Annotated in this window: 16 protein-coding genes; 2 read left to right on the top strand and 14 right to left on the bottom strand. The window is 67.8% G+C overall.

What is annotated here, in order from left to right:
- Positions 1–29: 29 nt before the first annotated feature.
- From KY501_RS03415 to lpdA, 3 genes are all read right to left on the bottom strand, one after another.
- Complete coding sequence (locus KY501_RS03415) at positions 30–1334, bottom strand: dihydrolipoamide acetyltransferase family protein (protein WP_224361029.1); 1305 nt, start codon at positions 1332–1334, stop codon at positions 30–32.
- 64 nt (positions 1335–1398) lie between these two features.
- Entirely contained in the window at positions 1399–2328 is a 930-nt protein-coding gene (lipA, locus tag KY501_RS03410; RefSeq protein WP_224361028.1) for a lipoyl synthase, read from the bottom strand.
- 279 nt (positions 2329–2607) lie between these two features.
- The gene (lpdA, locus tag KY501_RS03405) at positions 2608–4005 is read right to left on the bottom strand and encodes a dihydrolipoyl dehydrogenase (protein WP_224361027.1); all 1398 of its coding nucleotides are present in this window, start codon (positions 4003–4005) and stop codon (positions 2608–2610) included.
- 72 nt (positions 4006–4077) lie between these two features.
- On the opposite strand from lpdA, the gene KY501_RS03400 reads away from it, so the two are divergent.
- On the top strand, positions 4078–5232 hold the full coding sequence (locus KY501_RS03400) for a hypothetical protein (protein WP_224361076.1): 1155 nt from the start codon (positions 4078–4080) through the stop codon (positions 5230–5232).
- A 19-nt stretch (positions 5233–5251) separates the two neighbouring features.
- Here the strand turns inward: KY501_RS03400 and KY501_RS53855 are convergent, their stop codons facing one another.
- Entirely contained in the window at positions 5252–6499 is a 1248-nt protein-coding gene (locus KY501_RS53855; RefSeq protein ID WP_224361026.1) for an FKBP-type peptidyl-prolyl cis-trans isomerase, read from the bottom strand.
- A 45-nt stretch (positions 6500–6544) separates the two neighbouring features.
- Here KY501_RS53855 and KY501_RS54190 point away from each other — a divergent pair, with 45 nt between their 5' ends.
- Positions 6545–6949, top strand: coding sequence for a pentapeptide repeat-containing protein (locus tag KY501_RS54190; RefSeq protein WP_224361074.1), 405 nt, complete (start codon positions 6545–6547; stop codon positions 6947–6949).
- A 2101-nt stretch (positions 6950–9050) separates the two neighbouring features.
- Here the strand turns inward: KY501_RS54190 and KY501_RS03385 are convergent.
- The 10 genes from KY501_RS03385 to KY501_RS03340 form a co-directional block, all read right to left on the bottom strand.
- The gene (locus KY501_RS03385) at positions 9051–10421 is read right to left on the bottom strand and encodes a sensor histidine kinase (protein WP_224361025.1); all 1371 of its coding nucleotides are present in this window, start codon (positions 10419–10421) and stop codon (positions 9051–9053) included.
- Positions 10418–11842 (bottom strand): sigma-54-dependent transcriptional regulator, encoded by a 1425-nt coding sequence (locus KY501_RS03380; RefSeq protein ID WP_224361024.1) that lies wholly within the window; start codon positions 11840–11842, stop codon positions 10418–10420. Before KY501_RS03380 ends, KY501_RS03385 begins: the two co-directional genes overlap by 4 nt.
- Before the next feature lie 60 nt (positions 11843–11902).
- On the bottom strand, positions 11903–12583 hold the full coding sequence (locus KY501_RS03375; RefSeq protein ID WP_224361023.1) for an ABC transporter ATP-binding protein: 681 nt from the start codon (positions 12581–12583) through the stop codon (positions 11903–11905).
- A 6-nt stretch (positions 12584–12589) separates the two neighbouring features.
- Positions 12590–15019: an ABC transporter permease gene (locus KY501_RS03370; protein WP_224361022.1), complete on the bottom strand. Its 2430-nt coding sequence runs from the start codon at positions 15017–15019 to the stop codon at positions 12590–12592.
- Positions 15020–15024: 5 nt separating this feature from the next.
- The gene (locus KY501_RS03365) at positions 15025–17454 is read right to left on the bottom strand and encodes an ABC transporter permease (RefSeq protein WP_224361021.1); all 2430 of its coding nucleotides are present in this window, start codon (positions 17452–17454) and stop codon (positions 15025–15027) included.
- A gap of 72 nt (positions 17455–17526) precedes the next feature.
- The gene (locus KY501_RS03360) at positions 17527–18291 is read right to left on the bottom strand and encodes an ABC transporter ATP-binding protein (RefSeq protein WP_224361020.1); all 765 of its coding nucleotides are present in this window, start codon (positions 18289–18291) and stop codon (positions 17527–17529) included.
- Positions 18288–19580 carry an HlyD family secretion protein gene (locus tag KY501_RS03355; protein ID WP_224361019.1) on the bottom strand — a complete coding sequence of 431 codons (1293 nt, stop codon included), beginning with the start codon at positions 19578–19580 and terminating at the stop codon, positions 18288–18290. The genes KY501_RS03360 and KY501_RS03355 overlap by 4 nt, the downstream gene beginning before the upstream one ends.
- A 751-nt stretch (positions 19581–20331) precedes the next feature.
- The gene (locus KY501_RS03350; RefSeq protein WP_224361018.1) at positions 20332–20916 is read right to left on the bottom strand and encodes an INSIG family protein; all 585 of its coding nucleotides are present in this window, start codon (positions 20914–20916) and stop codon (positions 20332–20334) included.
- A 42-nt stretch (positions 20917–20958) separates the two neighbouring features.
- Positions 20959–22299 carry a hypothetical protein gene (locus tag KY501_RS03345; RefSeq protein ID WP_224361017.1) on the bottom strand — a complete coding sequence of 447 codons (1341 nt, stop codon included), beginning with the start codon at positions 22297–22299 and terminating at the stop codon, positions 20959–20961.
- On the bottom strand, positions 22296–24383 hold the full coding sequence (locus KY501_RS03340) for a hypothetical protein (protein WP_224361016.1): 2088 nt from the start codon (positions 24381–24383) through the stop codon (positions 22296–22298). The genes KY501_RS03345 and KY501_RS03340 overlap by 4 nt, the downstream gene beginning before the upstream one ends.
- Positions 24384–24478 lie beyond the last annotated feature (95 nt).

Here is a 24478-nt window from a genome sequence, read left to right as displayed (position 1 = left end):
GGCCACGGGCCACAGGCCCGCCCGTCGAGCTAGGTCATCGCCAGGAACAGCATGTCCGGGGTCTCGAGATACTTGATGACCTCGTAGACGAACTCGGCCGCCACGGAGCCATCGATCACGCGGTGGTCGCACGACAGCGACAGGTTCATCATCTCGCGCACGACGATCTGGTCGTCCTTGACAACAGGGCGCTTGCGCAGCCGGTGGACCCCCAGAATTCCCACCTCGGGGTGGTTGATGATGGGCGTGGCGAAGAGGCCGCCGCTCTGCCCCAGCGACGTGATGGTGAACGTGCCGCCGGTCAGCTCCTCCATCTTCAGCTTCCGATCGCGAGCAGCTGTCCCCAAGCGGGCGATCTCGTGGGCCAGATCGCGCACCGTCAACCGGTCCGCGTTGCGCACCACCGCCACGGTGAGCCCGTCTGGTGTCTGCGCCGCGATGCCGATGTTGTACTCGCCGCGGACGACCAGCTCCTGCGCCGCCTCGTCGAAGTTGGCGTTGAGGTGGGGGAACTTCTTCAGCGCGGCGATCACCGCCTTCACGATGAACGGCAGGTAGGTGAGCTTGACGTCATCGCCCGCGGCCTGGAGCTGCTTGTTGAGGCGCTTGCGCAGCGCCACCAGGTCCGTGCCGTCCACCTCCTCGACGAAGGCGAAGTGCGGCATGGTGAACTTCGACCGCACCATCTTCTCCGCGATCTTCTTGCGCAGCCCCCGCATCGGAACCCGCTCGTCGCCACGGGCCGCCGCGAGCGGAGCCGGAGGAGGAGCCGACGGGCGGGCCTGCACAGGAGCCGGAGCCGGGGTCGGGGCCGGAGCCGGAGCCTCGGTAACGGTGTTACCCGAGCCCTTGCCCTCCAGCGCCGCCACGACATCGGCCTTCGTCACCCGCCCCTGCGGACCGGAGCCGGAGATCTCCGCGAGATCCAACCCGTGCTCCCGAGCCATGCGGCGGGTGAGCGGCGTGGCCAGCACCTTGGTCGCGGGCGCAGTGCCGTTCTTCGCCGCCACGGACTCGGACTTCGCCGCGGAGGACGTGCCCGCACCGTTGCCGCCATGCGCGCCATGACCCGCTGCCTGAGCGGGAGCGGCCCCCTCCACCTCCAGCGTGACGAGGAGCTGGTGGACCTTGGCCATGTCGCCCTCCTTGCCGTGCGTCTTGAGGACGCGGCCGGCCTTGGGGCTGGGCACGGTGACGGTGGCCTTGTCGGTCATCACCTCGGCGATCACGTCGTCTTCCTTGACGGCGTCGCCTTCCTTCACGTGCCACTTGACGAGCTCACCTTCCATCACGCCTTCGCCGAGGTCGGGGAGCTTGAATTCGAAGAGAGCCATGGGAATGAGGGTTCCGTCCTTCGCGGGGGAAACGGGACTCGGTGAATGGGACTGCGAAGAGGCGCTAACCGATGCGCTCCAGCCGCTCGCGCTCCATGAGGCCTTTCATGAAGAACTCGGCGGCGCGGTAGCTGGAGCGGACCAGCGGACCGCTGGCCACATAGAGGAAGCCGTAGGACTCGGCCAGCTTCTTGTAGGACTCGAACTGCGCCGGAGAGACGAAGCGCTCCACGCGCAGGTGGTACTGCGAGGGCTGCAGGTACTGGCCCAGCGTGAGCACGTCCACGCCCGCCTCGCGCAGATCCTTGAAGGTCTGCTCCAACTCGGCGTCCGTCTCGCCCAGGCCCACCATGACGGAGCTCTTGGTGTACAGGCCCTCGGGGCGCTTCTTCAGGTACTCCAGCACGCGCAGCGACTGCCGGTAGGTCGCGCGGCGATCGCGCACCGTGGGCGTGAGGCGCTCCACCGTCTCCACGTTGTGGGCCACCACGTGGGGCCGGGCCTCGGCCACGGTGGTGAGATCCTTCTCCACGCCCTTGAAGTCGGGGATGAGCACCTCGACGATCGTCTTGGGAGACTCGCGGCGCAGCTCGCGGATGGCCGAGGCGAAGTGGCTGGCGCCGCCATCCGGCCGGTCATCCCGGTTCACGGACGTGACGACGATGTACTCCAGGTCCATCTCCTTGACGGCCTGGGCCAGGTGGATGGGCTCCATCGGGTCCAGCGGCGGCGGCGCGCCGACCTTCACGTGGCAGAAGCGGCAGGCGCGAGTGCACACCTCGCCCATCAGCATCACCGTGGCGGTGCCACCGCCCCAGCACTCGGCGATGTTGGGGCAGCGCGCCTCCTCGCACACCGTGGACAGCTTCGTGCGACGGACAATGGATTTGACCCGCTCGTACCCCTCGCCGTGGGGCAGCCGCACCTTCAACCACTCGGGCTTTCGAGTGCTCTCGGAGACCTGGGGGAGGGGGAACCGATCGGGAGTCGCCATGGGACGCGGGCCTTGTAGGGTTGGGTCAAAAGCAGGGTCAAGCAGGAAGCCTCTAACGCGGGGCGTCAGCTGTGACAAAGGCTTCTGGAACGTCCCGTATTGCTTAACGCCGGACGGCTCGGGCGGCACTGCTGCACCGGAAGCAGCGGAGGCCAGAGCCTCCCAATGAAAAAGCCTGGAGCCCTGGGATGTTCCCAGGAACTCCAGGCTCGGATGCGACCGCGACTGTCAGTCAGGGCTCACGCGCTCACAGCCAACGGAGCCCTGCCGCGTTCTGCATCAGATGTGGATGGGGTGACCCAGGGTCGCCTCGGCGCTCTCCTTGACGATCTCGGAGAGCGTCGGGTGAGCGTGCATGGTGCGCGCGAGCTCCTCGGTGGTGATCTCCAGGCGGAGGGCCACGCAGGCCTCGGCGAGGAGCTCGGTAGCGTGCGGACCGACCAGGTGCACGCCGAGGACCTCGTCGTACTTCTTGTCGGAGACGACCTTCACCATGCCGATGTTCTCGTTCGAGATGGTGGCCTTGTGGATGGCGCTGAACGGGAAGATGCCCGTCTTCACGTCATAGCCGCGCTCCTTGGCCTTCTTCTCGGTGAGGCCCACGGAGGCGACCTCCGGGTAGCAGTAGGTGGCGGAGGGGACCAGATCGTAGTTGATGGGCTGGGGGTTCTTCCCGGCGATGTGCTCCACCGCGAGGATGCACTCGGAGCTGGCCACGTGCGCCAGCATGGCCGTGGGGATCACGTCGCCAATGGCGTACACGTTGGCCTCGGAGGTGCGCATCATCGAGTCCACCTTGATGAAGCCGCGGTCCACCTGGATGTTGGTCTGCTTCAGGCCGATGTCCTCCGTCACGGGCGCGCGGCCCACGGCGGACAGCAGCAGCTCGGCCTCGATCGTCTTGGTCTCCGAGCCGACGCTCATCGTCACCTTCACGCCGGTGGCGGTGTGCTCCACCTTCTCGACCTTGGCGCCGGTGTGCAGATCGATCTTGCGCTTCTTGAAGTAGCGCTCCAGCTCCTTCGAGGCGTCGATGTCCTCGATGGGCAGCAGGTTGGGCATGTACTCGACGATGGAGACCTGGCTGCCCACATGGTTGTAGACGGAGGCGAACTCGCAGCCCACCGCGCCGGCGCCGATGACGATCAGGCTCTTGGGGATGCGGTCGAGCGTCAGGATGGAGTCACTGTTCAGCACCCGCTTGTGGTCCACCTGGACGTTGGGAAGCGACTTGGGGACCGAGCCGGTGGCGATGATGATGTTCTTCGTGTCCAGCGTCTGCTTGGTGCCATCCTCGGCGGTGACCTCGACCTTGCCCTTGCCGGCAATGCGGCCGTGGCCCTTGAACACGGACACCTTGTTCTTCTTCATCAAGAAGTCGATGCCGTTGGCGCCCTTGAGGACGACCTTGTCCTTGTGCTTCTGGGCGTTGGCCCAGTTGATGGCGGAGCCGGACACGTCGATGCCGAAATCAGCAGCCTCGTGGATGTGGTGGTACAGCTCGGCCGTCCAGAGCAGGGCCTTGGTGGGGATGCAGCCTCGGTGGAGGCAGGTGCCGCCCAGGCGCTTGTCCTTCTCGATGATGGCCGTCTTCAGGCCGAGCTGGGCCGCCCGGATGGCGCCCACGTAGCCGCCAGGGCCGGAACCGATGATCACCACGTCGAACGTCTCAGCCACACACGCCTCCGTTGAGTAGAACTCGCGGGGGGCTGATAACCCCCGCACACGGTGAGAATCAAGGAGTTTGCATTGCGACGCTTCCCGCTCCGCACCCTACTGCTCATGGTCCTGGCGCTGGTCGTCTTCGGGCGCCTGTACCTGGCCACCCATTCCAAAGCTCCCAAGGAGGCGGAGGAGCCCACTCCTCGCAGGCCGGCCATGGAGGTGCAGGTGGCACCGTCCACGGGCGAGAAATCCTCGACGGCGGGCACCGGTGCGCCGGCTGCCTGTGGTGGGCTCGAGCGAGCGCTGGAGGCGGTGGTGCGGGCCCCGGAGGATGCCTCGGCGCTGGCGGAGGCTCAGCGGGTCACAGCGGGGTGTCCGACTCCGCCTGCGAGGGCCTGTGAGCTGGGGGCGGCGCTGGATGTCCGGGCTCCGCTGGCGGCGGGGGAGACTCCGGCGCGGGGGTTGTTGAAGGCGCTGTGCCAGGGATGCCCGGCGGAGATGAACCCGTGTGTCAGCAGTGTGACTCGCACGCTGGTGGAGGCTTCCACGGGACATGCGCGAGCACCGGCCGAGGCGCTGTGGAACCTGGAGAATGCGGGCCCTGGAACGCCGGCCGCGTGTGCGGCGCTGGTGCGCATGACGTGGGTTCCCGCGGCAACGACGGGAGGGAAATTCGATGAGGCGCTCTGGCCACTGATGAACGCGCTGACGCCGCAGTGCGCCGGAGCGGGGCACGTATCAGTGGCTGTGCTGAATGCCGGAGTGGTGCAGCAGGGCGCGCGGGCCCAGGAACTCCAAGGGCTGGCCACGGCTCCGGGCTGGGGTTACGCGCCCGTGGTTCCCGACCAGATCACGGGCGCGGAGGCCGGGAAGCACGCGTTCGATGGGAAGGAGAAATCGGGAGTGGATCTGGGCAACGGGCAGACGCCTCGATGGGAGGCGGATGGCGCGCTGCGCGGCCAGTTCGAGCCTCCGCTGAAGCAGCTGACTTCACTGCGCGTCCGAGCGAAGGGCGCAGGCACGCTGCGCGCGATCGTCCGGATGCCTCCGGGGCTGGGACTGGATGACAAGGAGCGGGGCACGTTCTTCGTGAACCCCACGGTGTGCCGGTTCAAGGGCACCGGTCAGTGGGAGACGTGCGAGCTCCCGGTGCCCCTGGTGGATGTGGAGGCGATCAGCGTGTTCCCTGCCCTGCCCCGGATCGCGTTCCACGAGTTGGAGGTGCGTGGAACGCGGTGAGGGACAGCTTCCGAGGAACTCAGATCTCCGGAGCGGGATCTCCGGAGGCTGGCTCCTCGACTCCCTCGAACTGGATCCGTGCCTGCTCCATGACGTGCTCGAAGGCCATGACCTGTCGAGCAGAGGCCATGATGAGCGGAGCCGCCTCGGGATCCTGCAACGCCTCGTGGGCCTCGGCCAGACTCAGTCCGAATGGCTCGATGGCCAGCTCCAGCACCTCGTCCAGTCGCTCCGGCGTCAGCTCGAGTCCATCTCGCTCGATGATCGCCCGGAAGGCCACGGAGGCTCGTAGGTCGCGCTCCGCCTGCACTCGGGTGGACGGATCCTTCAGCCACCCCTCGAGCGCATCCTGCAGCTCGTCGGGAGAGAAGTTCTTCGCCCTCAGCAACGGGGCCTCGGCCTCGTTCCAGCGCCGGTAGATCTCTTCGTTCACCAGCTCGGGCGAGACCTCCATCTCCGTGCGACGGACGATCTCGTCGATCACGAGCTCCTGCGCCTCCAGCCACAGCTCATCCGCGCGCTCGTCGGCCAGCTCGTCCATGAGGGATTCCATCACCGCGTCGAGCGTCTCACCCCGCCCCAACCGCTGCAGGAACTCTTCACTCTCGGGATCGGGCAGCTGCAGCTCCTCCGCCGCATGGACATCCACCAGGAACCGGGCCGTGGCGCCCCGGAGCGACTCGACGGGATAGTCGTCAGGCAGGGAGATCTCCACCTGCACGCTCTCCCCCACGGGCGTGCCCTCCAGGGCTTCCATCAAGCCGGGGAGCATGACCTGCGGGGCCAGCTCCATCTCCAGATCATTCCGGACACTGAAGGGAATGAGCTCGCCTCCGGCATAACCCAGGGTGTCGATCCGCACTTGATCGCCCAGAGCGATGGGCTCACCGAGCGCGCGCGTCCTCCGAGCCCCGCGTTCCCGAACGAGCTCATGGAAACGCATGATCAGATCATCCTCGGTGATGGGCGGCGACTCGGGAACCGTCACGTGCAGGTCCTCGAGAGAGGGAGCCTCCGCCTGAGGCAGCTCCAGGCCGCCACCCTGCTCGCCCGAGGCCGCAAGCCCCAGCTCCGGCACCGCCTCGAGGCCCTCCTCGGAGTTTGTGGGCCCCAGCTCCGGCACCGCTTCGAGGACTTCACCCCTGGGGGCCTTGCTCGCCTGAGCGAGCTGCTCCCCCAGCATGCGGCGGAGTCGATCACCCCCCAGAGACGGGGTAACGCCCCCGCTCCGTGAGGCGCCCAGCTTCTGCAAATCGTCGTTGCTCACCACTGTGTCTCCTGTGGACCGCCGTCAGCACTACCAGCCCGAGAAATGCACCTTCGGCAGGCTGACCTTCGGCAAGCTCACCTTCGGCAGGCTGATCTTCGGCAAGCTCACCTTCGGCAGGCTGATCTTCGGCAGGCTGATCTTCGGCAACTTCACCTTGGGCAAGCTGATCTTCGGCAGCTTCACCTTCGGCAGATGGATCTTCGGCAGGCTGATCTTCGGCAGGTGCACCTTCGGCAAGTGAATCTTCGGCAGCTTCACTTTGGGCAGGTGGATCTTCGGCAAGCTGATCTTCGGCTTGTGGATCTTCGGCAGCTTCACCTTCGGCAGGTGCACCTTGGGCAGGCTGATCTTCGGCTTGCTGATCTTCGGCAGCTTCACCTTGGGCAGGCTCACCTTCGGCAACTTCACCTTGGGCAGGTTCACCTTCGGCAGGTGGATCTTCGGTAGGTTGATCTTCGGCAGCTTCACGCTGCTCGCGAGGCTCGAGAGCGTGGAGACCACCGCACCGGCCTGGCTCAACACCGGGACGTTGGTGGCCGCGGCCAGGGAGCCCAGCGCCGTGACGCCGCTCAGCACCTTGCTGGTCACGCTCGCGTTCGGATCACGCAAGGTCTTCACGAAGGCGGCGGTGTCCATCGCGGCGATGGCGATGTTGGCGCCTGGCGCGAAGCGGCCCAGTGCCTTGGCTCCCACCTTCGCGGCGGTCTTGAGCCCCGACTTCTCCGCCACGCGGACCGCCGTCTTCCCAACGGCCTGGCCCACGCGAGACTGGGCCACCCGGGAGGCCGTGGTCTTGGCGCTCGTGGACACTCGCGACGCCGCGGAGGTGATCCGTGCGGACGTGGCCGGAGCCTTGCGCTGGAAGGCACGACCCGCGGCCTCCATCGCCTTACGCGCCTGCGGCGCGGACTCGGCCAACTGCTGCGCGGAGGTGTAGGTCCCCGCGCTGGACTCCAACGCCTTGCCAATGTCCCCCGCGTCGCGAGTCTTGATGGCCTGGCGGATGTCCCCCACCGTCGACTTGGTGCTGCTGGCCAGGTTCACCGCGTTCGAGCCGAAGTTGACGAGAGAGGCTCCGTGCCCAGCCGCCTTGCGGACCGTCGTCGCGCCCGCCTTGGCCTTCTGAACCCCAGCCTGCACCTTCTCGTTCTGCCGCACCTGGTTGGCAGCGCTCGCTACCCGCTGCCCCACCCGGCTCTGCGCCACCTTCTGCGCCGTCTGCCCCACCCGGCTGGCTGCATCTGAGATCCGCTGCGAGGTGCGCGGCGCCACGCGCTGGAACGTGCGCGCTCCCGCCTTCACCGCATCGCGCGCTTTCGGCGCCGCCTCGACCAGGCCCTTCGCGGACTCGATCGCCCCCTGCGTGGAGGTGACGGCCGTGGCGATGTCTCCCACGTTGTGGGTCTCGAAGGCCTTGGCGATGTCACGCCCCGCAGTGATGCCGTTGGTGACAGTCCCGTGAGCGTTGTTGCCAAAGTCATAGAGCGCCGCACCATGGTCGGCTGCCCGCGTCGCGGCCCTGGCGCCATCTCTCACCCGCTGCGCGCCCGCCTTGGCTTTCTGGACCCCAGCCTGCACCCGCTCGTTCTGCCGCACCTGGTTGGCGGTGCTCGCCACCCGCTGCCCCACCCGGCTCTGCGCCACCTTCTGCGCCGTCTGCCCCACCCGGCTGGCTGCATCCGAGATCCGCTGCGAGGTACGCGGCGCCACGCGCTGGAACGTGCGCGCTCCCGCCTTCACCGCATCTCGCGCCTTCGGCGCTGCTTCCGCCACCGAACGGACGGAATTCACGAGCTCACGCGCCGAGGCCAGGGCCTTGGTGATATCCGCGGCCTTGCCACTCTCGAGCGCCTTGGAGATGTCGTTGAGTGCGGTCCGGCTGTTGGTCGCCAGCTCGCTCGTATTCGACTGGAAATCCCTCAGGGCCTGTCCATGCTCGCGCGCCTGGTCGGGAGAGCCCAGCTTCTCGTTCAGCTGCTGGGTCTTCTGCTTCACACGATCCACGGCCGCGTTGACCCGCTGTCCCACGCGGCTCTGGGCGACGCGCTGCGCGGCCTGGCTGATGCGCTGGGGAACCCGCGGTATCCCCTGCTGCGTGCGAGCCGCCGATCTCTGCTCGGCGCGAGCCCTCGGAGCCTCTCCCGCAACGGCCCGCGCGGACCGGGGCGCTCCGTCCTGCCTGGCCCGGGCGCTCTGCGTCCCCGGCCGTCCCGTCGCACGCACGGCCTGACGCGCATGGGTGGAGGAAGTCCCGCGGGCCTGGGCCGCCCGAGTCCTTCCGCCCTCAAAAGTGCTCCGACCGCTGTGCCCGGTGCGCTGCGAGGCAGCAGCGCCTTGCTTCCGGGGAGCCGAACGGGCCTTCGCGGGAGCTGCCTTGCGGGCCACGGGCTTGGGTGGAGGGGGAGGCGGGGGAGGCGGAGGCGGGCGATCAATCCGAGAAGCCACGCAGAAAGCTCCTAAGGTAGGTAACTACCCTTCATCATCCGTTCGGTTTTTTAAAAGTTTCGTCTCATTCTCAGATACAGCTCAGGCGAGAATTTTCTGTTTCTCAAACCCGGAGCGAGGCCACATCCGCGCGAGATCCTGTGAGCTGCAACGGAAGCCTCAGGCGCGCTCGGCAGCCAGAGCCCTCCGTCCGGTTCTCCAGGCGCAGGGTGCCTCCATGAGCCTCGGCGATCTGCCGGCTCAGCACGAGGCCAATCCCGCTGCCCTGCGGCTTCGTGGTGAAGAAGGGCACGAACAGGTTGGCCGTGTTCGCCAACCCTGGCCCCTCGTCCTCCACCCACAGCTCCACCGCGTCCGCCGAGGGCCGCGTCCACGACACCCAGACGCGCCCCTGCCGCTCCCTCGCCGCGTCCACCGCGTTGCGAACCAGGTTGATGAGCAACTGCTCCAGTTGATCTCCGTCTCCGCTCACCGTGAGCGCCGGGCCGGGGCGCACCTCCACCGGCAGCCGCGTCTCCAGCGCCACCACCCGCCGCACCCAGGACTCCAACTCCAGCGGCGCCAGCCGGGGCGGAGGCAGCTTCGCCAGCTTCGCGTAGGCCGACAGGAAGCGCGCCAGCGACTCACTGCGCCGCTCGATGATCCCCAACCCGGACCTCGCGTCCTCCTCCCAGTCTGGCGGACGGTTCCCCTGCTCCAACGAGTCCTTCAGTGCCCCCGCGATGGACTGGATGGGCGTGAGCGAGTTGTTGATCTCATGGCTCAGCACCCGGACGATCCGCTGCCAGGCCTCGCGCTCCTCCTCGCGCAGCGCCAACCGCAGGTCCGTCAGCACCACCAACTGATGTGGCAGCCCCCCCTGCCTGAACGTGCCCCGGCGCAGCTCGTACGGCCCGCCCTCCACGGAGAAGGTGCGCGTGAGCCGGCGAGGCACGGTGCCTTCCAGCAGCTCCGCCAGCCCCAGCGTTCCCGCTCCCTTGTTCACCAGGTGCGCCCGAGGCAACCCCAGCAACCGCTCGCCCGCGCGGTTCACCAACCGCAGCGTCCCCTCCGCGTCGAAGGTCAACACCGTGACGTCGATCTCCTCGATCACCTGTGTCAGCAGCGCGCCCGCCTCCAGGGCTCCCAGGCGCTGCTCGCGCAGCGTGGCGCTCAGGGCGTTGACCTCCATCAGCACCTCGCCCATGGGATCGTCCGGCCGGGCCCCGCGCCCACGCACCGAGTAGTCCCCTTCGCGCAGCGCGGCCAGCAGGTTGGCCACCGTCTGCAGCGGCCGGGAGACGCGCTCGCGCACCGCGAACGCCGCCCCCAGGTGCACCGCCAGCACCACCACCGAGAGCGTCCACTGCACCTTGGCGCTCAGGTCCCCCGTCCACAGGAGCCCCAATGTGGCGGCAGAGCCCGGCAGCCCCGCCAGCAGCGCCAGCAGGAAGACGCGGAGATCGTACGGCAGCGATCTCCGAGGCTCGCTCACCGCGCTCCCTTGATGCCGTAGTACTGCATCCTCCGGTACAGCGCGCTGCGCGACAGCCCGAGCGCCTTCGCCGCGTCACTCACGTTGCCCTCGTTCCGGGTCAACGCCCGCTCGATGAGGTAGCGCTCCACCTCCTCCAACGTCATCTCCTCCAGGCGGGACGGACCCTCGCGGCTGGCGCGGCGCAGGAGCAGATCCTCCGGCGTCACCTCGTCCCCGCTGGCCATGAGCAGCGCGCGCTCCACCGTGTGCTCCAGCTCGCGCACGTTGCCCGGCCACGAGTAGGCCATCAGCGCCTCCAAGGCACCCTGGGAGAAGCGCATCGCCCCACGTCCGTAACGGCGGCCCTGCTCGGCCAGGAAGTGCGCGGCCAGCACCGGGATGTCCTCGCGCCTGTCTCGCAGCGGCGGCAATTGCACCTCCACCGTGTTCAGCCGGTAGAGCAGGTCCTCACGGAAGCGGCCCTCGGCCACCGCCTTGGCCAGATCCACGTTCGTCGCTGAGACAACCCGCACCGACACCCGGCGCACCTTCGAGGAGCCCACCGGATGCAGCTCGCCCGTCTGCAGCACGCGCAGCAACTTGGCCTGCTGCGTGAGCGGCATGTTGCCGATCTCATCCAGGAAGAGGATGCCGCCGTCGGCCAGCTCGAAGCAGCCGATGCGATCCGTCTTCGCATCCGTGAAGGCGCCCTTCACGTGGCCGAACAGCTCGCTCTCGAAGACGCCCTCGGACAGTCCGCCCGAGTTGACCGCCACGAAGGCGCTGTCCGGACGCCCCGAGGCCGCGTGGAGCCAGCGCGCCACCACTTCCTTGCCCGTGCCGTGCTCGCCGGTGATGAGGACGTTGGCTCCCGACGGTGCCACGCGCTCCACCAGGCGCCGCACCGCCTGCATGGGGCGCGACTCGGCGAGGAAGGAAGGCCGCTCTCCCCCTCGCTTCAGGTGGGTGTTCTCCTCCTCCAGCCGCCGGGAGCGCTTCAGCGCCCGTCTCAGCTCCAGCTGCGTGCGCACCAGCGTGAGCAGCCGCGTGTTGTCCCACGGCTTCTGCACATAGTCCCGAGCGCCCGCGCGCATGGCCTCGACCGCCCCCTCCACGCTGCCCCACGCCGTCATCACCAGCACCGGGAGCGCCGTGTCCATCTGCCTCACGCGGGCGAGCAGATCCAACCCCTCGCGCCCCGAGGTGGTATCGCGGGCGTAGTTGAGGTCCATCAGCAGCACGTCCACGTCCTCGGCCTCGAGCGTGGCGAGCACGCCCGCTGGGGACTGGGCCGTGAGCACCATGTACCCGTCCCGCTTCAGCAACAGGCGCAGCGCCTCAAGCACGTCGACCTGATCGTCGGCGACGAGGATGCGCGGCCGTGCATCGACATCCGGACGGGGAGCGCTGTCAGGGGCTGGGGGAACAGTTTCGGACACGGCGTTTTCCTGGGGAAAGAAGACTCTGCCAGAAGCCCCACGTGGTGGGGGAACGCGATTTCAGCGGGACTCCTGGATCCAACCATCGGCCATCTGCACGACGCGGCTCCCATAGGCGGCGTTCGCCTCGGAGTGCGTCACCTGCACCACCGTGGTGCCCGTGCGGTTGAGGGCCTGGAACATCTCCATGATCTGCTTGGCCTGCGCCGAGTGCAGGTTGCCCGTGGGCTCGTCCGCCAGCAGCATCTTCGGGCTGGCGATCAGGGCCCGAGCGATGCCCACCACCTGCTGCTGCCCGCCGGAGAGCTGGTTGGGGTACAGGTCCTTCTTCCCCACCAGTTGGAAGCGGTCCAGCATGTCTCCCACCAGTGCCTCGCGCTCGGAGCGCTTGAGGTTGCGGTACGAGAGCGGCACCTCCAGGTTCTCCGCGACAGTGAGCCCGTCCAGCAGGTGGTACTGCTGGAAGACGAAGCCGATGGTGCTCTTGGCCAGCTCCGCCCGCTCCTTGGGCTTCATCGAGTGCACGGCCCGGCCTTCCAGCAGGAACTCGCCCGTCCACTCGGCATCGAGCATGCCCAGGATGGACAGCAGCGTGGACTTGCCCGCGCCCGAGGGGCCCATGAGCGTGACGAACTCGCCGGGCTGCACGTCGAGTTGGATGCGGCGCAGCACCCAGACCCGTCCGCCCGCGATGGGGTAGGACTTCTCGACGTTGCGCAAGGAGATGAGAGGTTGGGACATAGGTGTTTACTCCGCTCGCAGGGTGAGTGCGGGGTCCACCTTCGCCGCACGGCGCGCAGGCAGCCAACTGGCCAGAAGCGCGACTCCCGCCAGCAGCGCCCCCACTCCTGCAAACGTCAACGGATCATGCGCCTGCACTCCATACAGCAGCGCGCTCAACAGACGACCCAGCCCCAGCGACAGCAGCAGGCCCACTGCCACTCCCACCAGCGTCAGCCGCATCCCCTGCCCCACCACCAACCCCAAAACATCCACCTGCCGAGCTCCCAGCGCCATGCGGATCCCCAGCTCCCGCGTTCGCTGCGTCACCGTGTACGAGATGACGCCGTAGATGCCCAGCGAGGCCAGCACCACCGCCACACCCGCGAACAGCATCAACAGCACCATCGAGAAGCGGCGCTGGGCCACCGAGTCATCCACCACCGCATCCATGGGCGTCACGCTATACAGTGGCAGGTCGCGGTCCACCGTGCGCAGCTCCGCCTGCAGCGAGGCCAGCAGCGACTCGGGCCGCTGCTGCGTCCTCACCACCAGATACGTCGACGTGGGAGCCTGCTGCGTCACGGAGAAATAGGAAGTCGCGCGAGCAGGGACATCCAGCCCCCACTCCCTCACGTCCTTCACGATTCCCACCACCGTGGCCCACGGCGCGTCATGATCGTTGCTGCGGAGCCGCATCCGCTGGCCGAGCGGATCCTTCCCTGGGAAGGCAAGCCGGGCCATCGTCTCGTTGATCACCACCGCCAGAGGAGCGCCGAAGGCATCCGAGTCCGCGAGCAGCCTTCCCCGCAGCAGCGGGATTCGCAGCGCCTTGTGGTAGTCCGCGCTCACCGCCCGGTACTCCATCGACGGGTGCTTCACACCCGGAGCACTGGGCTCCTCGCCCTCCAACTCGTAGCCCCAGGACACGCGGCCCCTGAGCGGCAACACCGAGGTCAGCCCCGCCATCTCCACCCCGGGTACCGCTCGCACTCGCTCCAGGAAGGTGCTCATCATCGCGGCACGCTGGACTGGCTCGCGATACCGATCCGAGGCCAGCGACAGACGCGCGGTGAGGATGCCCTGGGACTCGAAGCCGGCATCCACTGCCCGCAGCGCCATGAAGCTGCGCAGGAACAGGCCCGCTCCCGCGAGCAGCACCAGCGCCAACGCCACCTGCGAGACCACCAGCAAGGCGCGCATGGCGCCCGAACCCCGCCCTCCCTTGCCTTGCGGCCCTCGGCGCATCGCCCCCTGCAGATCGACGCGGCTCGCCTGGAGCGCGGGGATCAATCCGAACAACAGCCCCGTCAGCACCGAGGTCCCCAGGGTGAACAGCATCACCCCGCCGTCCAGGTGCACGTCCGCGACGCGCGGCAGGTTGTCTCGGGTCAGGGCCAGCAGCGCATCCAGGCCCCACATCGCCAGCAGCAGGCCCAGGACACCTCCGGAGACAGCGAGCAGGAGACTCTCGGTGAAGAACTGGCGCACCAAGCGCCGCCGGACGGCCCCGAGCGCCGCGCGAATGGAGAGCTCCCGGCTGCGCGCCGTCGCCCGGACCAGCAGCAGGTTGGCCACGTTGATACAGGCAATGAGCAGCACGAAGCTCACCGCTCCCAGCAGCACCCACAGCGTCTTGCGGACCTCTCCCACCACCTCCTCTTGCAAGGTGATCACGGAGATGGCCCACCCGCTGCCCTGCCGGTACTTGTCCGGGAAGGACTGCTGGATCTCCGCCGCCACGCGGTCCATGTCCCGCTGAGCGGCATCCGGCGTCACGCCAGGCTTCAGGCGGCCCACCACGTCCAGGAAGCGCCAGCTTCGGAAGTCCGGCAGGAGCAGGTTCTCGGGCGGCACGTACGGGATGTAGAGATCCCTGTCCTGTGGGTACTCGAAGCGCTCGGGCAACACCCCCACCACGGTGAAGGGTTGTCCGTTGAGGGTGAGGGTCGTGCCCAGGATGTGGGGATTGGCCCCGAAGCGCCCGCGCCACAAGCGGTGCGAGAGGACGACCACCCGCTCCCGGCCCGGCGTCTCCTCCTCTTCGGTGAAGGAACGGCCCAGGAAGGGTGTCACGCCCAGCGTGGGGAAGAACGAGGCGGTTGCGCTGACGGCGCGCAGGCGCTCGGGCATGTCCTGCCCCGTGAGCGTCACGTCCGTATCCGTGAAGATCGCGGTCGAGGCCAGTGTCTTCGCCCGCTCGCGAAAATCGCGGTACTCGAGCACCGAGACCGGGATCTGCTTCAGGCCATTCGCATGGAAGTTGTCATAGATGCGCACCAGCTGGTCCGGCTCGGGGAAAGGCAACGGGCGCAGCAGCACCCCATTCACCACGCTGAAGACCGCGCTGTTGGCGCCGATCCCCAGCGCCAGCGTCAGCACCGCCACGAGCGTGAAGCTCCGGTCTCGCAGCAGCCCACGCAGGGCGTAGCGCAAATCCTGGAGGAAGGTGTCCATGCTCGTCACTCCGCTCGCAGGGTGAGTGCGGGGTCCACCTTCGCCGCACGGCGCGCAGGCAGCCAACTGGCCAGAAGCGCGACTCCCGCCAGCAGCGCCCCCACTCCTGCAAACGTCAACGGATCATGCGCCTGCACCCCATACAGCAGCGCGCTCAACAGTCGGCCCAGCCCCAGCGACAGCAGCAGGCCCACGCCCACTCCCACCAGCGTCAGCCGCATGCCCTGCCCCACCACCAATCCCAGCACATCCACCTGCCGAGCGCCCAGCGCCATGCGGATTCCCAGCTCCCGCGTTCGCTGCGTCACCGTGTACGAGATGACGCCGTAGATGCCCAGTGAGGCCAGCACCACCGCCACACCCGCGAACAACACCAGCAGCACCATCGAGAAACGGCGCTGGGCCACCGAGCCATCCACCACCGCCTCCATCGGTGCCACGTCATACAGCGGCAGGTCGCGGTCCACCGTGCGCAGTTCCGCCTGCAACGAGGCCAGCAGCGACTCCGGCTTCTGGTGCGTCCGCACCACCAGGTACACGCTCAACTTCGGCTGCTGCAACACCGAGTAATAGGCAGTGGGCCGCGCGGGCACGTCCAGCCCCCACTCCCTCACGTCCTTCACGATGCCCACCACCGTGGCCCACGGCTGCTCCTTCGCGCTGCTCTGGGGCCGGATGCGCTGGCCGAGCGCGGCCTCGCCGGGGAAGAGGATCCGTGCCGCCGTCTCGTTGATGACCACCGCGCGAGGCGCATCGAAGCTGTCCGAGTCCGCGAGCGTCCGCCCCTGGATCAGCGGCACGCGGAGGACCTTGTAGTAGTCCGCGCTCACGACCCGGTACTCCACGGCCGGAGGCGGCGGATCATTCGGAGCCATGGGCTTGCCATCGATCTCGGTGGTCCAGTCACTGTGGGCGGTGAGCGGCAGGATCGTGGCCAGACCCGCTGCCTCCACACCGGGCACCGCCTGCGCCCGCGACAGGATCTCCTGAAGTGTCGCGGCACGCTTGGACGCCTCGCCATAGCGCTCCTGGGGCAGCGACAGCCGAGTGGTGAGGACGCCCTGGGGATCGAAGCCCGCATCCACCTTCTGCAGTTCCACGAAGCTGCGCAGGAACAGGCCCGCGCCCACCAGCAGCACCAGCGCCAGCGCCACTTGGGACACCACCAACACGGCGCGCACCCGCCCTGAGCCGTGCCCCGCCGTCCCCCGGTCTCCCTCGCGCATGGCACCGTGCAGATCCGCGCGGCTCGCCTGGAGCGCGGGGACCAGGCCGAAGAGCACCCCCGTCAGCACCGAGATGCCCGCGGTGAACAGGACCACCCCGCCGTCCAACCGGATCTCGGAGACCCTCGGCAGCCCATCACCGATCATGGCCAGCAGCACATCCACGCCCCACATCGCCATCAGCAGCCCGAGCACCCCACCCGTAAGCGAGAGCACCAGGCTCTCCGTCAGGAACTGCGTCATCAACCGCCCTCGCCCAGCCCCCAACGCCGCGCGGATTGAGATCTCCCGGGTGCGAGCCGCGGCTCGGGCCAGCAGCAGGTTCGCCACGTTGGTGCACGCGATGAGCAGCACGAAGCCCACCGCGCCCAGCAGCAGCCACAGCGTGGAGCGCACCCCACCCACCGTCTGCTCCTCCATGGACACCACGGAAACCGCCCACCCGGCCTTCGTGCCGTACCCACCGGGGTTTGCCGCCAGCACCTCCGCCGTCACGCGCTCCAGGTCCCGCCGGGCAGCGTCCACCGTCACCCCGGGCTTCAAGCGGCCCACCACATCCAGGAAGCGCTGGCCACGGGCCGTGGGCACGAGCAGCTCCGGCGTGGGCGCAAAGGGGATGTAGAGATCCGTCTGCTGGGGATACTCGAAGCCGTCGGGCAGCACTCCCACCACCGTGAAGGGCCGTCCATCCAGGCTCAGCGTCGTGCCCAGGATGTTTGGGTTGGCGCCGAAGCGCCCGCGCCACAACCGATGCGTGAGGATGACCACCTGATCCCGGCCCGGCGTCTCCTCCTCCGGGTTGAAGCCGCGTCCCATCATCGGGGACACGCCGAGCGTGGGCAGCAATGACGGAGAGGCCAGGATGGCGCGCAGACGCTCGGGCATGTCCTGCCCCGTAAGCGTCACGTCGTTATCCACATAAGCCGCCACGGAGGACAGCGCCCGCGGCCGCTCCTGGAAGTCCCGATACTCCAGCGCGGAGGCCGGAATGCGCTCCAGCCCGATCGAGGGCAGGTTGCCGAAGATGCGCACGAGCCGCTCCGGCTCGGAGAAGGGCAGCGGCCGCAGCAGCACGCCGTTCACCACGCTGAACACGGCGCTGTTCGCGCCGATACCGAGCGCCAGTGCCAGCACCGCCGCCAGCGCGAAGCCCGGAGTCTTGCGAAGCAAGCGCAGCGCGTACCGCGCATCCTGGAATAGGTGATCCATAAGGCTCCTCGAATGAGGCCTGGGTGCTCGCCCGAAGCCATCCCCTCCGCCCCCTGTCGAGGGAGCCGAGACTCAGCGCAAGCGCTCGTCCTGCACGACACGCCCGTCGAACAAGCTCACCGTGCGAGTGCCCAGCCGCGCCTGGGCCGGATCGTGCGTCACCATGATCAGCGTGGCACCACCCTGGTGCAGCTCGGACAGCAACTGCATCACCGACTCGCCGTTCTTCGAGTCCAGGTTACCGGTGGGCTCGTCCGCCAGGAGGATGAGCGGATCTCCAGCCACCGCGCGGGCCACCGCCACGCGCTGCTGCTGACCGCCCGAGAGCTGCCCCGGCATGTGCCGCGCCCGATGGCTCATGCCCACGCGCTCCAGCGCCTTCTCCACCCGCGCCTTGCGCTCGTCGGCCGGCATGCCCCGGTACGTGAGCGGCAGCTCCACGTTCTCGAAGACGGACAGGTCGCCAATCAGGTTGAAGCTCTGGAAGATGAAGCCAATGTGCCGGTTGCGCACCAGCGCGCGCTCCGTGGGAGACAGATCCAGCACCGACTTGCCGTCCAGCAGGTAGGTGCCCTTGCTGGCCGTGTCCAGCAGCCCCAGCACCGCCAGCAACGTCGTCTTCCCAGAGCCGGAGGGGCCGACGATGGACAGCCACTCGCCCGGCCGCACCGTGAGGTGCACGTCCGCGAGGGCGTGCGTCTCCACCTCCTCGGTCTCGAAGACCTTGGTGACTCCCTCCAACTGGATGAGCGCCTTCTGGGGCACCACCTCCGCCGCACTGGCCGCCGTCACCGCCACGCTGTCGGCCTTCGCGCTCTCCGGAACCGTCGTGTTCATCGCACTCTCACTCGATCCACCGCGTCCCACGCGGTCATGTCCGAGAGGACCACCTGATCTCCCTCGGTAAGTCCCTGCACCACTTCAATGGCATTCACCGAGCCCCGGCCAAGCTGCACCGGAACGCGCACGGCCTCGTCGCTGCCCGGCATCACCCGGAAGAGCGACACCGTGGAGTTCGGCTGCGCGCCCGCGGGCCGCCCCACGGACAGCACATCCCCCAACCGCTCCAGCTCCACCGTCCCCTCCACCGTGAGATCCGGCCGCGCGCCCTTGGGCAGCGTGTCCGGCAGCGTCACCTCCACGCGCACCGTGCCCTGGCTGGCCGCCGGAGCCACTCGAGCCACCGTGCCCTCCACCACCCCGTTGCGCGTGTCGACCTGCGCCTTCTGCCCCACCTGGATGTCTCGCGCCTGCGTCTCGGCGATGCGCAGCTCCGCCTTCAGCCGCTCGGGCTTCACCACCTTGGCCAGCACCGTTCCCGGCGTCACCCACTGCCCCAGCTCCAGCGGCAGCTCCGTCAGCACGCCTGCCTCGCCCGCCTTCACCTGCATCGACTCCACCTGTGTACGCCGGAACCGGGCGACCGCTTTCAATCGCTCGATCTGTCCCTGCTGCGCCGCGAGCTGCTCGCGCGTGCTGGCCTGGATCACGGCCAAGCGCTTGCGCTCCAGCTCCAGGCGCACGCTCAGCTCCCCGGCGCGCTCCTTGGACTGCTGGGCCTCCAGCGTGGGCACGTAGGCGCGGTCCAGCAGCGCCACGGTGGCCTGGGCCTGGCGGCCGGCGTTGGCGGACTCGGCATCCAGGGTGGCGATGGCGGCCTCCTGGGAGATCCGCTGCGTCTCCAGCTCGGTGCGCAGGGCGATGAGCTCGGCCTCGGCGCTGGCCAGCTGGCGATCGGCCTCGAGCGCCTGCAGCTGCACGTCCGGATTGGAGAGCTCGAGCAGGAGCGTGTCTGGCTGCACGGGTGCACCGGGGCGCACGTGGATGCGCTCGACGCGGCCGGCCGTGTCAGCGGTGAGCCAGCGGATGTATTCGGGAACGAGCGTGCCGGCGCCCTTCACCTGGCGGAGCATGGGGCCGCGCTTCACCGTATCCATCCAGACGCTGCCTCGCTCCACGGTGGGGGCGGCGGCACGAAGCTGGGAGAGGCCCAGCGTCACGCCCACGAGCGCGAGCACTCCGATGGATCCGTAGATGAGGGGCTTGCGGTTGGGTTTGCGAGTCCGAGGGATGTCCACGGCAGGAGACCTGAGCGAAGGCCGTGCCAGCGCGGGAGTGAGTTCCAACCCTTTGGAATTCCTGGAGATTGCGCTCCGTGCCGCGCGGGCGCTGCCCGATTGCGCGAAGTGTCGTCCCAGAAACGGACACTTCGCAAGCGCCCTCTGAGGAGTCCGAGCCGGGGGTACGGGGAGCGGTCCCGCATCCTTATATGCGGGAACTGCTCCCCTGCCCTCCGAATGGAGGCAGTGCGGGGCTGTTCGGAGCTGGGACGTCACTTCTCGGAGGCGGGCGATCCGGCGCGCGGCGTTTCGAGCCTGCTGCGCCAGGAGTGAAGAACGCGACTCAACCTCTGAGGATAGCGGAACGAAGCTCCGCCGTTTCGACGCGCCGCCGGGGACTCACACACCGCAGCGGCGCGTCGTCTCTTCCGCGCAATGGGAGCGGCTCATGGATGGATGAAGTCGATGATCAGGGCCGCGCTGCCGATGACGTAGACGGCGATGACAGAGCACATGATGAAGAAGGGGTTGCTGTCGTTCTTGATCTCAGAGCTGAACATGGGGTGTCTCCTGAAGGCGTGCCCAACGCACGCGCTGACTCACACTTCAAAGCGTGGGCCAGCGTCGCGAACGCTGAACTGACACCGAGCCTCCAGGAGCCCTTCTGAAATGCCGTGCAGTTACGCAGCCTTGTGCTGCGTCCCGCAACCGCGCGCGGCAGAGACACCGCGCTGTCGTGTCATTCGTGGGATGAGCCGCTTCGAGAGCGGACAATCTGGCAGCGAGGACGCGAGCAACCGGCTCGCTGTCCAGCGACTCATCCCTCTCGGGCAGTGCTCAAGGAGGGCTCGCCTCCTTGCTGAGCGAGCCATCGGCCGAGGCTGCCAAGTCCCACAGCGGCGGTGAGGTAGAGGAATGGGAGCCAGCCTGGGATACCGAGGAAGAGCACCTCGTGATGAACGAAGGTGCCCGCGTGGACGAGGACGATCTCGACAAAAGGCCCGACGATGGCGGTCATGACCGCGAGAGCGATTCCGATTCCCGTCCGATCACAGATCCACCAACTGATCCCGAAGATGCCAGTGAGGATGGCGGAGCGGACGATCCAGGAACCGGGAGCGACCGTGAGCCAATAAGCCGCGATGAAGAGCCCCATGGCCAGAGCGGCCTTCCATGCGGGGATGGGAGCCGGATCTCGCCCGAGCCACGGCCGCGCGACGCCTCCTGCGTAGGCTCCGGAAAAGAGCAGCGGGACCCACCAGGCGGCCTGAGCGAAGAACGGGCTGGTGTAGCTCAACGCTCCGAAGTGCGAGTGGATGCCATCGAGCGCGGAGCCCAGCGTGGCCCCCAGGCCTGCGAGGATGAGCGTGGTTCTGAGGAGGCGCTGCCGTGTCTCGGACATGGCGCCATTGTGCCGGGAGGCTCACGCGGAGAACAGCGAGGCTCAGCTTCGGTGCCGCTCGGCCACGCGGTACAACTGGGTGAGCGAGAAATCCACCAGCGACTGGCACGAGCGCATGTACTTGTGGGCACGCACGAAGGGCAGCCACACCCGCTGTCCGACCCGCACTTGCGTCTCCTCCAGCTTCCTGCGGGGGATCCACTGCCCGCCCAGGCGGCGCACGAGGACCTGGCCCAGGTAGGCCCCCACGGTGGGTATTGCTCGCTGGTCGATGTTCTGCCGCTCGAAGATTTCCGGAAAGCTCTCGACCCAGAACTGGAAGTCCACGTCAGTAAGGGACTCGGGAGTTTCATCGAAGACGGAAGGCACCTGGGTGTGGAAGAGCGCCACCAGGTATTCAGCGAGCAGAGAGTAGTGCTCTAGCGCTGCCTTTACATCCGGCACGTCCGAGGGCAGGGCCGCATCGGCTGGGAGCCATTCCTCTGGCTCCGGAGGGTGGTAGGCGTTGAGCTCCGCAATCCGGCGCTGGCGCTGGCTGATGGCCTCGGTGTCCAGCATCCGCGACAGCAGGGGCGCCACGTCCGGGTGAAATCGAGGCTCTACGGGAACAAGGGCGGCGTTGCGCTCACGCAGCGCGCGCACCACGGTGTCGTAGTCGAGCTCTGGACGCAGGTGCACCAGCGCGCGGGCCTGGGCCTGGCGTGCTTCTTCACGGGTGAAATCCGCGGCGGTGGGCCAGGTCACCAGCAGCACCGAGCCGTCGGGTAGTTCTTCCACGCGGTGGGCCGGGGTGGACAGCATGCGCTCGCGGCCCACCGTCTCCACCAACTGTGGACCGAAGACGTTGAGCCAACACACCTCGTAGATCTTGTCGAAACCATCGCTCCGGGCGCTCTCCCTGTCGCGCCCGTAGTAGGGAGCATCCGCCAACTGCGCGTCGGCGGAGCTGTGGGCTGACGTATAAGAGCCCGGGTAATGTGAGGCCCAGTCGCGCACCATGTCCACGAACTGGTGGCAACGCTTCGTCTCCGAAAAGAAGGTGAGTGGCTGCACAGCCAAGCTGACCCACAATTGGCGGGGGCGCGGTTGGAGCGCGAGTTCGAGTGTCAGTGACACCGCAGGCGCTGTGGCCCGATAGAGGCCGATGATCGGGCCGATTCGATCCTGCCGCTCTTCCAGTGCCTTCCAAACGGCCGATCGAGAGTAGTTGCGCCGCCGCTTTCCATTCACCAGTTGCGGCATCCACTCGCCCGCATGGTCCTCGAGTGCCTGGAAAAAAGGCTCCAGCACACGTGGCAGTTCCATCTCTGGATGGAAGCTCCCTTTGAAGTAGAGGGAGAGGCTGTCCTCGGTATTCAAGTCCTGCAGCGTCAGCAACTTCATTGGATGAGCACCTCCACTCCCTGGACTTGCCGCTCGACAGCCTCCATGACTTGCTCCAGTTGCTGCAGTTGCCTGGGCAAGAGCTTGCCACCTTCGTAGATGAGGCGGACGCGCCGCACCTGAGCACGACGCTCGAGGGAAGGCCGCCGGATGTCCACCGTTCCTCCGTAATAGTCCACAGCGGCGAGCGCATCAGCCCCCATCTGTAACCTCAGCGCTTCGTCCTGGAGCACCGCAAGGTTGCGGCTCTTGAAGCTGAAGGTCTCCACTCGGGCAGGCTGGCCAGCCGGGGGGACCTGCTCGATGACGAGCACGTCCGCGAAGCGCACGCCGGGGACGCCCGGCTTCGTCATGCCCACGTGGACTTCGATGCGCGGCTGGCGGAAGGACTTGAGCCAGTGGCGCTGCTCCAACGGGAGGGCCGCGTCCGCACGCAGCACGGACACCATGGCGCGCTCGAAGGCCAGCCCTCGGGCGAAAGCCCCGCGCATCTGCTCATATGCCGCCCATCTCAGGGGCCCCGCTGCAGCCCTCCCCTGCTCCAGCGCCGCCAACCGCTGTTGCCGGTAGGAGACGTACTCGCTCCACAGCGTGGAGCCTTCCGGAACGCCTGGCGGTGGCGAGGACAGCGTGGAGCGTAACTTCTGCAGCAGCGCCACGTTCGCTGGCAAGCGAGGCCCCGGAGCTTCCAACTCCGCCTGCCCGAGCTTGGCTTCCACCACTTCCAGGCTGTAGCCGGCCGCCTCATCTATCAGCGAACGCACCGCCCCCAGGGTCCTTCCCGTGGCAATGCTGGGTTCCGCGGCTCCCGTACGCTCGGGCCGGGCCTCGGACAACCAGGCTTGTGCTCGCGCCAGATTGCCCCGCGCCTCGTACAGCGCGACGGCTGCAGGTTCTCCTCCCGCTCCCACGAACACCGCGGCTTCACGGCTGGCGCGAATGTAGCGTGCCAGCTCCGCCAACCCATCCAGGCCCAGCCGTTCCCCCACCTGCCACGCCACCTGCTTGAGTGCCTCCAGCCGCACCTCTGGTACCGAGAGCCGCAGTCGTGCCCGTTCTGCCTCGGCCAGATACCGAATCCCCTTGCCTCCGGCGTACAGCGCCACCAGCAGCGCTGCGGGTGCCAGCTCTCGCGTGGCCTGCTCGTACTGTCCCTGTGTCAGCTCCTTCACCCCGTGCGCCGTGCCTGCCACGAGGTGGTAGACGCCCAGCGGCACTCCGAACGTCAGATGGTCGAAGCTCCCCAGCGCCGCGCCGGCAGGGGAGTAGTGCTCGCGCATCAGCTCTCGTTCCAGGTCTGCCTGAGCCTGCTGGTAGACCGGAGGCATTTGCTGGAGCTGCCCGGTCATGCGGAGGTAACGCGCACCATCACTCGACAGGCTGCTGTTGAGCGCGTCTCGGGCCGCTTGCTCCAGGCCCCTCCTCACGTCTCCGGCGCGCTCGCCGCGCTCGGGGTAGTCCGCGAGCTTCAGCCCACGGCGCGCCAGCTCCCTGCGCACCGAATCCATCTGCCCCAGCGTCTGCCCCAACTGCTTGTCCCGCGCCAGCAGCCGGAGCAGAGCATCCAACTCATCGTCGTAGGCCGTGTGGATGATGAAGAGGGCGAATATCTGCGAGTACGCCCCGTAGTCCGCCGTGGCTTCCACCAGGAAGGCGGCCCTCTTGCTGGTGAGCACTCGCGAGGCTGTCGCATCTACCAACGGCCCCTGTGCTCCCAGCCGCACCGCGCCCCAGTTCCCCAGGCTCTCCACCACTCGCGCCATATCCACGCGGCGCTGCAACGCGAGGAAGTGGGCGGTCGAAGGACAGGCCAGAAATGGCTCCAGCAGTTCCTCATCGCTGGAGGCCTCCTCTGGCCAGTCAGAGGGCAAGGCGTGCTGGCTGGGAGCCCATGCGGCATTGCTTCCGGCTTCCTGCCAATCGATCTCCAGCCCCAGCGCCGGCCCTGCCCCCTGGAGGTAGCTGCCTGTTGGGCTGAGCAGTTCAGGCGTGGTGGCGCAACTGGCCGCCCACAACACCGCGCTCACCAGCACTCCATATCCTCGCCTCAGGCGCAGCAGTGCGAAACCCAGGTATGTGCTCATCAGAAGCCCCTCCGCTGCTCAAGGGCTTCACGCTACAGCAGCGTTCCAGCCACCGGCGATGACGTCTCGCCTCTCACTCCATCTCCCTCCCACAC

The sequence above is a fragment of the Hyalangium versicolor genome (assembly GCF_020103695.1).
Taxonomy (GTDB): Bacteria; Myxococcota; Myxococcia; order Myxococcales; family Myxococcaceae; genus Hyalangium; species Hyalangium versicolor.
Note: the sequence above shows the minus strand (reverse complement) of the source record. Positions and strands in the feature narration are given on the sequence as shown.